The following is a 13,375-nucleotide window of genomic DNA, read 5'->3' as shown; positions in this document are numbered from 1 at the left end:
GCGCCCCGCCTGTTCCCTGCCCTCAGCAGCCTCCACCAGCGGCAGGAGACAGCGTGTCGCTGCTCGAACCAATGACCATGGCTCGCCTCGCCGTCTTCGCCCTGCTCGTCGCCGTTCTCGCACCCGCTGCGCCTGGGCGCGCGATGCCTCCTCGCGAGGCAGCGACGTTCGCCTACACGAGCGTCGAGGTCAAGCCGGACGACGTCCTGACGCGCGTCTGCGACGCCCCGGCCAGGGATGCGGCCCTGGTCATGGACGCGTGGTCCATAGCAGGCGTCGCCGCCGGTTGGGGCCTGAGTCCAGGTGACACGGACTACTACCTGAGTGCCAAGGTCGGGAGTCAGTCCTACGAACGCTCCCTCGCCCCGGGGTCCGGGGGTGCCTGGCACGGCTGGGAATCGGCGCAATGGGCGATCCAGGAGCAAGGACGTTTCCGAGCCGCCTTGGCGGCGTGGGGCGGCGATCCGTTCAAGTGCACCTTCCGGTTGAACGGCGTTGTCGTCGGACGATCGGGCGACCCATCCAAAGCCCGCTACCTGCTCTCGTCGGACTTCTCCGTCGGGGCCGGTGCGGGCATCACTAACCTCGGCGCCGCCGGTGCGCTCGCACTCGAGCACCAAGTCGCAGGATATGTCTTCGCCTTCATCCCGATCGATGCTGGGACGGTCGTCGTGCACCGCCCCGATGGGGGAGTCGAGGCACCGTGGGGCGGCACCGACGGGGCGGTTGTGGCCTCGGATCAGGATGGCAGATGGACCTACGTGGTGTCGGCGGCGAGGCGCGGTGGCATCTGGGGCGGCGTGATGGTCTTCCCGGAATAGGCAGCCGGGGGCATCAGGGCCGGACGTGATCACCACCATGCAGCAAGTTCGGTTGCCTCTCCCGGGTGATCGATGATGATCGACGCCACGGGCGGAATGGCTTGCCCCCCATAGTTGACGAAGGGCTCGGTGAAGCCCAACTTCGCAACGCGAGCATTGGGCGTAATGGGATACTCGGCCATCTTGCCGCGGGCGTCGACGAACTGGATGCTGCACTTCGTACACCATCGGAGGGCGACCGCCTCGAGGCGTCGAGGCTTGCGGAATTCGATCGTAACCGTGCGAACGGTGCCCGAGCACGCGGGGCAGTCCTCGGTGCTGATGCGGGTGTCAAGGTCCCCGTCCGTCAGAGGGCACGGGTCGAGAGTCTTCCTTCCCGATGCAAACTCCACCGCACATGTGGCGCCCCGGGTCGGGGGTTCTGCACCAGATCCGCGCAAGGGTGCGGGCGGCAACCGCATTAGGATCTGCCGATCGCCAGGCGCTTCGATTTGCACGACCACCGACGCGGTCAGCCTGTAATCCTCCGCAACGCGTCGATCGAACGTGCGCGCTGTGATGACGTCGTAGGGCTCGCCATCCGACGTGGCGAGTTCCACGAACCAGTGTGCGCCCCAGGGGGGCGGCCGCCATGAGAACCCAACCTTGCGGCCGTCGTCGACGACAGCGGCGGGCTTGTCGATCAGCTCGATGCGCGGGAGAGGACCAGCTCGATTCGGGATCGACATGCTGACGTGCGCCCCTCGCGGCGTGCGTACGTCGATGTGCAGGAAGGTGGTCTTCACGTGGTCGTCGAGCCGGATGGCGAAGCGCCCCGACCGGTCCGTCTTGCCCGCAGACCCGCCCGCGCAAGGTGTCCGCCGTTCTGAGGGCGGGAAGCCGCCAAAGGCGAGGGATCCGAAGAATCTGTCCAACTGGTCGCCGATAATCGCGGCAGTGTCCTTCTCTGGGCACGGAGTGTCGCGCGCGTTGGACTCCTCGAGCGTGAGTCCTACGCGCGCTCCGGCGACCGGTTGGCCGTCGAGATCGGCCACGACGCCCTCAACACGCGCGGACCCCTCAGCGATCTGGACCGCGCCGGCCGGCGCGGGCGCGTAGATGGTCGGCGTGGCAACAGGACGCCCCTGCGTACACGCCGCCAGCGCGAACGCAACGACGACCAGCGCGCTCGCGCGCCGACAAACGGGACTGCCCCAGGTCTGGCACACCTGATGTGTGAGAATACGCCCAAAGCACTTCCCGCGGAGTTCCGCCGCGACGTCGTCGCGGTGGCCCGCCGAAAGCAAGCGCCGCCGGCTCAGTGGCGCAAACTCGCGACGATGCGCTCGATTGTCTCCCCGTGCTTGGACCAGCGACGGCCGGCGCCTCCGGAGAAGCTCAGAACCTCGGTGGCGCTCCAATCGATGAAGTACTGGCGCCCAACGCACCCCGAGCACCATTCCTCACCGGACCAGTTCGCCGGCTCCTCCTCGTCGGAGACTCCGTGGATGAAGAACGCGCGTCGCGCGTCGACCGTGACTTCTCCCCCGGTGGTCACCCCGCCTCGGTGCCTGCCGAACTCCACTCCTGCCTCTATCCCGCTGCGGTACTCGTCGAACGATCCACCGTTGTCCTCCGCGTAGATCTCGTAGTGGACCGATCCGTCGGTTGACCCCAGCAGCGTGAGGTAACCCCTCTTGGTCCTCACCTTCCAGCTCGCCGGATACGACATGCTGAACAGGCCGTCGGACCGCGTGTAGGTTCGCCATTCCTCAGAAGGTGTCGGCGACGGGGACGGCGCCGATGCGGAGGGACGCGGGCTCTGTGGCGTCGGACTCGCGTGCGGCTCCGCGGTGTCCACCCCGGTGCCGCAAGCCACAAGAAACAGGAAAGAGACGGCTGCGATCGTGGGCCGATGTCGAATTCGTGCACTCATGGACACTTCCTGTCCTCCGCGGGCACGCCCCCGCCGGCCCTGCACCGCCCCTCATAGATGACCTCCGCGGCTCATCTACTTGGCACGAACGCGCGCGTGGGATGGCATGCCAAGACGCGCTCTCCTCTCCCTGTCGCCCTCATCGACACCAGGCGCGCCTGTTCCCAGGACTCCCTCCAAACCCCTTCAACATAGAACACACTCGTTTCGCACACATCCAACGGATACCTGAACGTCTCCCCAGTCTGGACGCAGACAATCGGGCGGCTCGCCCGACTGCCTTCGCGCACACCCGCTCTAACAAAGACGAAGCAGAAGCGATCCTTGTAGATGCTCACAGCCCCGACGATTCCTCGGAAGCCATTCTCGTCGCTGTCGAAGGGTTCAAATCGCGGCTCGGGCGCTTGGCATGCAACGAGGACTACACAAAGCACGAAGCTCACACCACTCCGGATGCTCATTCACGCCTCCCTGCCCGACCACGGGCCCGGCCCCTGCCTCCCCCTGCGGGCGGAGGGGCGTCCGGCCGTGCCTTAGAACCCCAGAGGATGCATGTCAACGAGATCCATCACCACCTGCCGGTAACAGTTCGTGCTCCACACGTTCACGACAGCATACGCGGGACACTTCTTCCCCTTGTCGGCCCGCAGCACGAGGTTTTGCGGGTTGATCACGTGGACCAACGTGCGGTCGTAGTCCCACGCCCGGCGCGCGCGCGAGTGACCCGGCCTCTACAGCGCCGCGTCCAGTTCCGACAAGGTGGCGCGCGCGACGCGGCGGCCGCGCGCGCGCAGCGATCGAAAATCGCCCAGCGCCTGCGCTTCGATCAGCCGGCCGAAGGTGTAGGGCGCGCCCGGCACGTCGAGGTCGTCGGGGGGAATGTCGTCGGTCACTTGGATGAATACGCCGGAATCCGGCCCCCCTTTGTGTAGTTGTCCGGTGGAATGCAGATACCGCGGGCCGAACCCGACGGTGGTCGCCACGCGGAACCGGTCGCGAATGCGCATGCGCGCCCGATGCAGCGCGCGCACGTTGGCGGCCGACGGCTCGACGAACGCCAGCAGCGCTACGTAGTCACCGGCACCAACCGAGTTCAAGACCCCTGCGACGTCCGCGCGATCGTCGTCCGACTGAGTGCCTTCTTTCAAGATGTCGCCGGTCGCTTGTTTTGCTTCGGCGACGTTGGGCTGATCAAACGGATTGATCCCGAGAACGTATCCGGCAAACGCGGTCGCAAACTCCCAGCGGTAGAACTCGCGTCCGAGCCGCAACGGCCCGTTCGCGTCGAGACGAACGATCGGGTGCCCGGCCGCAGCGAGATCCGCGAGGTCGCCGATCTCTCCCAGCGTTACGAACAGCCGATCGTCCCCGTAGACGGATGCGGGACCGAGGTCCTCACCGGTCACCGGAAGGATCCCGAGGCCCTGCTTGCCCGTGGATTCCGCAATGAGTTGCTCAACCCAAGCCCCGAAGCTCGAAGCCTCCGGCGAAAGCACGAGCGTCAACTTGTCGCGTCCGCGCGCGGCGGCCTCGCCCATCACCGCGCCGAGCCACGCCGCCTGGTTTTCGCCCTTCGACACCGGGGCATGCGCGGCGCCGGCCGCCTCTGTCGCCGCACCGAGTAGATCCTCGAAGGATGCGCCGAGAAGCGCGGCGGGAACCAAACCGAACAACGACAGCGCGGAATACCGGCCGCCGATATCCGGCGGATTCGCGAACACTGCGCGGAAACCACGGGCGCGCGCCAGTTCTTCAAGCGGCGACCCGGGATCAGTAATCGCAACGAAGCGCTCACCGCGGCCGACCTTTTCCCAGAAGTACGCCAGGTGCGAAAGCGTCTCGATGGTTCCGCCGGACTTGCTCGCCACGATGAACAATGTGTGGTCGAGATCCAGCGAGCGCTCGGCTGCTCGAATAGCTCCGGGGTGCGTGGTATCGAGCACGCGAAGGTCGATCCCCTCCGGACCCACCCCGAGAACCCTGCGCATCACCTCGGGCGCAAGGCTCGATCCACCCATGCCGAGCAGCAGCGCGTGCGTGAACCCGGCGGTCAAGACCCCGTTGCGAAACGCGATGAGATCGACCACCCGGTCGCGCATCGCGTCCACCACGTCCAGCCACCCAAGCCGGTCGGAGATCTCCGCCGGCGACGGCTTCCACACTGTGTGATCTTTGCGCCACATTCGCGCAACAATGTCGTCGCGCTCCGCCGCCGACGCGCGCTCCTCGACCGCACCGGACAGCGCCCCGAGCGAGGACTCCTGCTCCAACCGGTTCATCGCGACCCCCAGTGCGCCACACCGGCAGACTGCCGGCTGACGGCGCTCAGTGGTTCAACCTACTCCTCGGTCCGGCCCAGATGGAAACCCCAGTGCAATCGCGGGAACCGGTCGGGTTCTAGGGCTCGGTGCGATCGCCCTCGGGGTTGCCGTCGCGCACGTGGCGTTCGCCGAGCATCGACGCGACCACCTCGCGCGCGGCGGCGAGCGCGTCCTTGGGTGTGCGCTCCGCGCTCACCACGCCCTCGTCGAGCGCGATCACCCGGTCCACGACGTTGGTGAGAAAGGCCAGGTCGTGCTCGACGACCAGCAGCGAGCATCCCGTTCGCTCGCGCCACGAGCGGAACACGCCCAACAATGCGGTTCGCTCGCCGTGAGCGAGACCCGCGGTGGGTTCGTCCAGAAGCATCACTCCGCAGCCGCGCGCCGCCGCGATCGCAAGGTCCAAGATGCGGCGCACTCCCGTGGACAACTCGGAGATGAACGCGTTCTCGTAGGACGCGAGACCAAACGCATCCGCCACGTCGAGCGCGCGCTGTTCGGCCTCCGCGCGCGCGCGCCGGCCGTGCCCGGCCACCCGACACCCGACGGCGATGGCTTCGCGCACGGTGAGCGATGGATACAGGCGTCCGTGCTGAAAGGTCCGCGCCATGCCGAGGCGCGCGCGCACGTGCGGTGCGTCCCACGTGATGTCTCGACCACCGAACAGCACGCGTCCGCGCGACGGCGGCACGAGCCCGGAAATCACGTCGAGCAGCGTCGTCTTTCCCGAACCGTTCGGCCCGACGATTCCGACGGCCTCCCCCGGCGCGACTTCCAGAGTGACCCCGCGCAGAATCCGCACCGGCCCGAAGCCGACCGCGATGTCTTCGACGCGAAGCTGCGACACCGCGCTCAATGCGCACGCTCCAAAGTCGCGGCGGCGTCTTCGTCCAGCAGCACCGGAGCCAGCAAGTCGTCGCGCGCGGCAAACTCCTTGGGCGTGCCCTCGAACACGACTCGCCCGCCGTCCAGGTACACGACGCGATGCGCGATCGCCAGCGCCTCACCGAGGCGGTGCTCCACGACGACGACCCCGGCCCCTGCGGCGGCGATCTGACGAACCGTTGCCCACAACTCGGCGGCAAGGTCCGTCTGCAAGCCGAACGTCAACTCATCCAGCAGCATCACGCGCGGCTTGAGCATCAGCGTCTGGGCGATGGCCAGCATGCGTTGCTCGCCTCCCGACAAGGTCCCCGCGTACGAACCGGCGCGCTCGATCAGGCGGGGGAAACGTTCGTCGAGGACCGGGCGCGCGCCCGGCACGCCCGCACCAAGAGCAGCCATGCGCAAGTTCTCGGTCACCGTGAGGCCGGGAAACACCGGGCGCGCGCCATCGACGAGCACGAGCCCGCGGCGCGCGCGCTTTTCCGGCAGCAACCGCGACACGTCTCGCCCGTCGATCGACACCGAGCCACCCGAGGCTCGAACCATCCCGGCGATCGCTCGCAGCAGCGTCGTCTTCCCGGCCCCGTTGGTCCCAAGGAGCGCGACGATCTCGCCGGGAGCGACCGACAGGTCCGCGTCGCGAATCGCATCCTGCGAGTCGAACCGAACCGTGATCCCGCGCGCGTCCAAAACCGATTCCCCGGCGCGCGCCGGAGCGGTTCGGGGAGCGACCGCGGCATGGACGGTCGCGCGCCTGCGCGGAACGGCATCTCGGGCGACGATCCGGACCGCGGCATCGCGCGCGCGCTGCATGACGTATCCGAACCCGCGCGGCACGGCGACGAGAATCACGATCAAACCCATGCCCGATCCAAGCAACTCCCACGGGCCGCTGAAGAACAGGATCGCCCCCTGCATGACCCCCGCGCCGAGCGCCGCCGTTCCCGCCGAGCCGAGTCCCCCGATCGTGGCCATCGCCAGAAGTACCAAAGAGCGCTCGGGTGAAAACGCGTTGGGGTGAAGTAAGTGCTGATTGAAAACGTAGAGGTACCCGGCAACGCCCGCCATAGCACCTGAAAGAGCGAAGGCTACGAATCTCACGGCAGTTACCGAGATTCCATGCACAGACGCCGCCGCCTCGTTGTCGCGCGCGGCCAGCATCGCGCGCCCCAAGGGGCTACGGCGCATTCCCCGCACGAGGCCGATGAAGAGCATCAGCGCCACCAGTACAACGGCCGTGATGACCGCGTCGTTCTCCATCGCGAACCCGGCAAGCCTTGGTGGACTAAAAGGAGCAAGCGGCCACAGCGAGGGGAACACGAGCAGCAGCGAGGACCATCCCAACGCGAATGCGAGCGTCGCCACCGGGTACGCGAACCCACCACGACGAACGAACGCGGCTCCCAACGCGACCGACGTCACCGCCGCGAAGATCGCGGCGATGGGTAGCCCGACGAGCGCGTTGAGGCCCGGGCCTCCGACCGTAGCAACGACCGCACCCACGCCGGCAATCGCCCAATGCCCGAACGACAATCGACCGGTTAACGCAGTCACGATCGAAATCGACGCGGCCACGAGCGCGAAGATCGCAACGGCTCCGACGCGCTGAGCCTGGCTCGGCGGCAACGCGTGCGTCACCACGATCGCGACGGCGAGCGCCGACAGCGCCAGCGCGGGACGACCGAAACGCACGGCGGCGTTCTTCAGCACGGCTTGCGGCAGGGGACGCCAAGGGGCGGCCAGCACCCACGAGGATGCGGCGAGGGCTTCTTCTTCACGACGCGAGCGAGGACGGCGCAGCATCGCCGCGCCGAGCACGATCACGAACAGCATGATGTCGGCCACCGCGGCGCGATCCGTTCGCCACAACACCGTTTGGTACAACACGCCGATTGCGAAGGACGCGCCGACCGTGCCCGTAAGGCTCGACATTCCGGCCACCACTGCCGGTGCCAGCGCGAGCAGCAGAATCCCGACCGAGACCCCACCGTCGAGTGACACGCCGGCGACCGGAACAGTCAGGATTCCGCCCAGCGCCGCGAGCACGCCGGCAACCGCCCACACGCGACGAGACACCGCGCGCGCCGGCACTCCGAGGCTGCGCGCGCGCTCCTCGTTCTCGGCGAGCGCGCGCGACGAGACTCCCGCGCGCGTGCGCAGCAAGAAGCCTGCCATGGCGGCCAGACCCACGGGCACAGACATCGCCGCCACTACGTGCGTCCCGGAGAACCGCAACGGGAAGATGTCCAACGTGACCCCGAACGGAACCACGTAGAACGGCAGCGCGCCGAACATGATCGCGAGCATCGCGCGCGCGCCTGCGAAGACCTGTGCCACGCCGAGGCTGGCAACCATCGGCAGGGCGCGCGGAGCGCGCCCCAAGCGTCCAACCAGCAGCGACTCCGACACGATGCCGAGCACCGCACCCGCCACCAGCCCGATCGGCAACGCGAACCAGAAGTTCCAACCCCCCGCGACGACAAGTTGCGCCACCATCGCGCCGGCCAGCAGGCCCTGCGCTGAATGCGCGAGATTCAGGAACCGATGGGTGCGATAGATCAGAACGAGCCCAAGCGAGGTAAGCGACGACAACCCGCCGAGCAGCAGCCCGAGGGCAACGACGCCGACCGGAATCCGCAGCAGAACAACCGCCGCGAGGACGAACGCCCCAACCGCGGCAGGGATCGCCGGTCCGCGTCTAGTTGTATGCATCGCGCCGCCCGTAGCGGCGGCCGTCCTCCGGGAACACATAGGCGCCCGTGAAAGCGCTGCCGTTACGTCGCGCGGTCGCCGACCAACTGAGAACCGTGAAGTCCCCCATCAGCGCGTGCTCAATCCCGCCCGGTGAAAGCAGCAAGCTGCGCGCGTCGGTCGTGCGTCCCGTGGCGGCGCTGTACCGATATGAGTCGAACTCAGCGAGGGCGTCACGGAACGTATCCACCGTGAGGTTTCGCCCGGCATTCGTCACGCCGGCGACGAGCGGCAATATCGCCGAGTAGACGAGCGGCGCCTGCGCCGGAGGCTCGGCAGATGTGATGGTGCCGTACTTGGCATGCCACTCGGTCTGCTGAGCTTCGGTGTCCATCGCCAGGTCCGGCATGAAGTTCTTGTCGAAGCAGGTCAGCCCCGAGGCGCGCGTCCATTGCTTCGCGCTGAACAGTCGCACCTGCGCCGGCGTGTCCTGCCCCGAACACGGCCAGATCACGTAATCGGGCTGATACGCCTGCGCCTCGGCCCCGGGCGTAAAGGACATTGGAGATCCGCCCTCGGGCATGAAGATCGTGTTGACCCCCGCGGCGCGGAACTTCGCGACGACATTTGCGGCCTGCGGCTGCGCCTCGGCGAGGTCGGCCGAAATCGAGGCCTGCGAAACGATGTTGATCCCCGCGCTCTTGAACCGCGCGGCAACGGTCTTCATCGCCGCGGCTAATCCGGGATACTCGGCGTAGAGCAGCCCGAACTTGCGCGCGTCCGTCCCGTCATACTTCGTCTTGGAAACGCGCTGAGACAGGTAACGCTGCATCGCGTCCACTTGCGCGTTGAACGAGGCGTACGCCGGGGTACACCAACCGTTGGTCTTCTTGTAGAGATCAAACCCAAGGTCGTAGGTCGCGATGTTGTAGATGCCCTTGGACGCCAGATACGGGCAAACGTACGTGGATACGCCACCGTGAGCGGCGACCGCGGCGAACGGCTTTAGCTCCATCGCAATGCGTTGGGCAGCCGCCGTCTGGTCCTCGGGGGTGCTCCCCGCTTCAACAACGACGCCCTTGATCTTGCGCCCATGAAGGTTGAAGGGGAACCCCATGAACGTCGCGCCGCCACCGGCGTGCTTGTTGAGATAGCTCACCCAAGTCCGAAAGGCCTCAGCCTCGTCGACATTGGACTCCGCGCCCGTGCCCTTTAGGTACGGACTCGTTCGCGTGCGGTCACCCTTCCAGTAGTAGACGACCGTGATCTCTTTGTCCGTAACTCCGTAGGTCTTGCCGCCCCTCGGAGCAGGTTTCCCCGGGCTGGGCAAGGAGGGATCGTCGTCGCGCGGCGGCGTATCCGCCGCGGAGCTACCCGATGCGTTCGGTGAGGGCGACGCGGACCCTGAGGCGGTCGGGACCGTTCCCAGCGTCGGGTCACCGGACGCCGACGCTTGGGGATCGCCGGAGTCGGCGGAATCATGTTTTGGAGAAGAGCAGGACGTCGCAACGAGCGCGACCAGAAGCGTGAACGCGGCGGCGATTCGCAGGCCGCGTCGATTCCCGGACCGTGGGACTGTCATAAGTTGCGGCCGGGCGCTGAGCGCCCAAGCCGACCTCCTTCATGGATGCGTGGGATCGGGTCAACCTTCCAGCAGACCTATTGCACAGGCCCCCGGGAGCGCGTGCAAATCGGACGCTTCAACCCGGGGGTCGGTCCACCCGGTTCAACGAGCGAACGGGCCCTTCGGGCGCGCGGGCCGATCCGACCCGAGGGCACGCCCAATCAACCTCGCATCAAGGGTCAAAAAGCTGCCCGAGTGACGCGCGTTAGCGCGGCCTGTGCAGCTGTCCGCTCCCCGGCCGCCGATCTTCGGAGTAGTCGACCGAGATTCCAGCGGCCTGTGCGCTCTGCGCGATGAACGGCGCCGCCCGTTCGGCGAGCGCCGCGATCGTGATGGAAGGATTTACGCACAAAGAGGTCGGCACGGCGGACCCGTCGGTCACGAACAACCCGGGGTGGCCGCGCAACTCATTGTGATCATCAAGCGCCGAGATCGCCGGATCGTCTCCCATGCGACACGAGGCCAAAGGATGCGCCGACAGCGAGTTCTCGGTTTGCTTCCACTCCAAGAAACTGCCGAGGCCGTCCTGCTCGACGATCGACCTGACCTTTACATCGGCGTCCGCGCGCGCCGCGAGAGTTCGCTCCGACGGCTTGTACGTGAGCTGAGCGAGCGAAGCAGCCGAGGCCAACCGGGTGAAGTTCCCCGTCGGGGGCGGCGTCCCGAACACACCTTCGTTCTCGTCCTCCACCATCGCCAGCACCGACATCCACGATGGCCACTTCTTGGAGAGTTCCTTCTTGTCCGCGCCGAACCAAACCGGGTCACCCTCGACTCCGTCCTCCGGCATGAGGTTGACGATCGGCGGGTAGTAGATCTGCTGCAGCGCGTACCGAAGGCCCTCGGGGAGGGACGGATCCAATTGATCGAAGCTCGTCGTTCCGATCGAGCGACCGATCGAGTGCGCCGCGTAGGGCACCCCCGGCGCGCGCTCAAGACCAAGCAGTTCCTTCACCTTGTCCTCGTTGAACAACGCAAGCGAGACGTGGTCGCCGTTCGGCGAGAAGTAGCGACCGACCGCGTTCGGAATACTTCCAAGCGCTTGCGCTGATCGCTTCAAGATCACCGGCGTCCCCAGTGCCCCCGCCGCGCACACGACAACTTTGGCCTCGATCACACCGCCGCCGGTCTGCGCGCGGTAATCGTCGGGGTTGATGGTGAGGTAGTTCACGGCGTAGCGGTAGCCCGGCGACGCCGCCGGACCGATGAACTGCACCTCGTGTAGCGGCCGGATCTCGGCGCCCGCGGACACGGCAGCGGGGAGGTAGTTCGTCAGCATCGAGCGCTTGGCCCCGTACACGCAGCCCGTCGCCATCCATCCACAACGCCCGCACTGGGACAGATTGACCGCAACCGGGACGGGGTTGCACGTCCCCCCGGCGCGCGCGCACGCCCCCGCCCACAAACCGCCGCTGTACGAAACCTCGTTCCACGGCTGCTGTGCGACCGGCAGGTTCTCCTCGACGATGTCGTACCACGGATCCAAGCTTCCCCGGGTGACCGAGGCCGGCCACTGGGATACTCCGTTGGCTTTGCGCTCGAAGACAAAGGTCGGGGCCCGCATGGACGCCGCGAGATACACGACGCTGGATCCGCCGACGCAGTTGCCGGCGATGACCTCGACACCGGTGCCCATAACTAGGTCGAGAATCCTGGTGTAAGTCCCAAGCTGATAGTCCTGGCTCAAGTCCGAGGTGTCGAGCCACGGCCCTCGCTCGAGCATGAGAACCTTCGCACCGCCGGCGGCAAGGTGAAAAGCGGGAATGGCGCCGCCGAATCCGGTGCCGATTACAAGGACGTCGGTCTTCTCCGTGGACATCAGGCAGGGCTCCCATTAACGGTGGTGCCGGGATGCAAAGAGGCGAGTTCCCGCGCGTAGGAGTGATTCTGGAACCACCACAGGTCTCCCAAGAGCGGAGCCGGGAAGCCGATCGCGGCGAGCCCGGGGTGCCCCGTTTGCACGGCAGTGGCTGTGTTGAGGTGGCCGGCCGTGTGATAGGCCAGGAACACGACGGCGCCGAGCGCTTCCCACAACGCGCCGTCCGGCCCGTCGAACATCTGAAGCACGAGTTCGGTGCGCTGCTGAAACGACAGAGCCACGAACGGAGCGACTCCGGGTTGGCGCGTCAAGGCTGTGTTGTCGTACCCCGCCGCGCGCATGTTCAGCTCGGCCACGCACGGACCAAGGATGGGCTCGACGCCGGTCGCCGGGAAATACAGCAGGTCCACCGCGCCGGCCTGAACCGCGCCCGGCCCCTCGGCCGCGCCGGCAATCGCAGGATCGCCGCCCGGAAGGGGTCGCTTCGCTCCGGGGATGAGAGTGTCGGCAAATGCTTCCCACGAGGGGACTGCCAACGCCGCGCTCGCCGGATCGGGCGAGGGAAACGTGCCCGTCGGGTCCGCGGCGCGGGCCAACTTCAGCGCCGGCGCTGCCTGGAATGCGACGAATGCCAGCGTCGCGCGCCGGATGAGTTCCCTGCGAGTCAGATCCATCAGCCCGCACACCATCCGCCGCCGGCAGCGCCGCTGACGCCGCCACCGCCGCCGGGTTCCCCGTATGCGCGCATCGCCGCGGCCAACTCCGGACTGAGCAACTCGATGACGTCGGCCGCTTGACTCGGCCCGGCCGCCACCCCGGCGACACGGAAGTTCTCCATGCGCGCGCCGCCCATCCCCGCGCCGGTATCCCACCAGTAGCTTCCGTCCCAGGTCACGAGCGGAAGACCGCCGGGTTCGGCCTGAACGCTCCAATGGTCCCGCTGCCAGTACCGGCAGTGATTCGCCGCGATCGCGAATCGCGCCGGCTCGGCGGCCGTGAATTTCGCAGCACCACCGTCGGACAGCGTGATCTCGCGCTTGTCGTACTCGACGCACAGCGGATCATCGGGATACCCCGCCATGTCCGGTGCCTCACCCTCACCGAATTGCCGAAGGACGCACTCGCCGGCAAACGGCGGGTCCTGGTACACATCGACCGGGGCGGCCGGCGCGCGCCCCATAACCAGAATCGGAACAAACGAACCCAAGATAAGGACACGCGCAACGAACGACCGCATTGAACACCCTTTCGCTCCCGCCTACGGACGCCCCACTGTTCGACGCGCGCGCACTCGTCTCC

11 protein-coding genes are annotated in these 13,375 nt (G+C 67.1%); 1 reads left to right on the top strand and 10 read right to left on the bottom strand.

The genetic code is table 11. The annotated features are described in order from the left end of the window. Positions 1–53: 53 nt before the first annotated feature. Positions 54–821 (top strand): hypothetical protein, encoded by a 768-nt coding sequence (locus WDA27_02820; protein ID MFA5889879.1) that lies wholly within the window; start codon positions 54–56, stop codon positions 819–821. A 29-nt stretch (positions 822–850) separates the two neighbouring features. Here WDA27_02820 and WDA27_02815 read toward each other — a convergent pair whose 3' ends face one another. The 10 genes from WDA27_02815 to WDA27_02770 form a co-directional block, all read right to left on the bottom strand. Then, a complete protein-coding gene (locus WDA27_02815; GenBank protein MFA5889878.1) occupies positions 851–2,107 on the bottom strand; it encodes a hypothetical protein in 1,257 nt (418 codons plus the stop codon). 11 nt (positions 2,108–2,118) lie between these two features. Beyond that, the gene (locus WDA27_02810) at positions 2,119–2,736 is read right to left on the bottom strand and encodes a hypothetical protein (protein ID MFA5889877.1); all 618 of its coding nucleotides are present in this window, start codon (positions 2,734–2,736) and stop codon (positions 2,119–2,121) included. A gap of 533 nt (positions 2,737–3,269) precedes the next feature. Then, complete coding sequence (locus tag WDA27_02805; protein MFA5889876.1) at positions 3,270–3,410, bottom strand: hypothetical protein; 141 nt, start codon at positions 3,408–3,410, stop codon at positions 3,270–3,272. Positions 3,411–3,467: 57 nt separating this feature from the next. Beyond that, entirely contained in the window at positions 3,468–5,015 is a 1,548-nt protein-coding gene (locus WDA27_02800) for a glucose-6-phosphate isomerase (GenBank protein ID MFA5889875.1), read from the bottom strand. Between the two features lie 118 nt (positions 5,016–5,133). Continuing rightward, complete coding sequence (locus WDA27_02795) at positions 5,134–5,904, bottom strand: ATP-binding cassette domain-containing protein (GenBank protein MFA5889874.1); 771 nt, start codon at positions 5,902–5,904, stop codon at positions 5,134–5,136. 5 nt (positions 5,905–5,909) lie between these two features. Then, complete coding sequence (locus WDA27_02790; protein MFA5889873.1) at positions 5,910–8,654, bottom strand: ATP-binding cassette domain-containing protein; 2,745 nt, start codon at positions 8,652–8,654, stop codon at positions 5,910–5,912. Beyond that, positions 8,641–9,963, bottom strand: a complete 1,323-nt coding sequence (locus WDA27_02785; protein MFA5889872.1) for an ABC transporter substrate-binding protein — start codon at positions 9,961–9,963, stop codon at positions 8,641–8,643. The genes WDA27_02790 and WDA27_02785 overlap by 14 nt, the downstream gene beginning before the upstream one ends. A gap of 499 nt (positions 9,964–10,462) precedes the next feature. Next, positions 10,463–12,076: a GMC family oxidoreductase gene (locus WDA27_02780; protein ID MFA5889871.1), complete on the bottom strand. Its 1,614-nt coding sequence runs from the start codon at positions 12,074–12,076 to the stop codon at positions 10,463–10,465. Continuing rightward, entirely contained in the window at positions 12,076–12,750 is a 675-nt protein-coding gene (locus tag WDA27_02775; GenBank protein MFA5889870.1) for a DUF5987 family protein, read from the bottom strand. The genes WDA27_02780 and WDA27_02775 overlap by 1 nt, the downstream gene beginning before the upstream one ends. After that, positions 12,750–13,313, bottom strand: coding sequence for a hypothetical protein (locus tag WDA27_02770; GenBank protein ID MFA5889869.1), 564 nt, complete (start codon positions 13,311–13,313; stop codon positions 12,750–12,752). Before WDA27_02770 ends, WDA27_02775 begins: the two co-directional genes overlap by 1 nt. Positions 13,314–13,375: the final 62 nt, after the last annotated feature.

The organism is Actinomycetota bacterium, from assembly GCA_041658565.1.
In the GTDB taxonomy this organism is placed as follows: Bacteria; Actinomycetota; AC-67; order AC-67; family AC-67; genus JBAZZY01.
Note: the sequence above shows the minus strand (reverse complement) of the source record. Positions and strands in the feature narration are given on the sequence as shown.

Bases quoted from the DNA above. Each gene is read 5' to 3' on its own strand.
- WDA27_02810 (MFA5889877.1), bottom strand. From the start codon at position 2,736: ATGAGTGCACGAATTCGACATCGGCCCACGATCGCAGCCGTCTCTTTC.
- WDA27_02800 (MFA5889875.1), bottom strand. From the start codon at position 5,015: ATGAACCGGTTGGAGCAGGAGTCCTCGCTCGGGGCGCTGTCCGGTGCG.
- WDA27_02790 (MFA5889873.1), bottom strand. From the start codon at position 8,654: ATGCATACAACTAGACGCGGACCGGCGATCCCTGCCGCGGTTGGGGCG.
- WDA27_02780 (MFA5889871.1), bottom strand. From the start codon at position 12,076: ATGTCCACGGAGAAGACCGACGTCCTTGTAATCGGCACCGGATTCGGC.
- WDA27_02775 (MFA5889870.1), bottom strand. From the start codon at position 12,750: ATGGATCTGACTCGCAGGGAACTCATCCGGCGCGCGACGCTGGCATTC.
- WDA27_02770 (MFA5889869.1), bottom strand. From the start codon at position 13,313: ATGCGGTCGTTCGTTGCGCGTGTCCTTATCTTGGGTTCGTTTGTTCCG.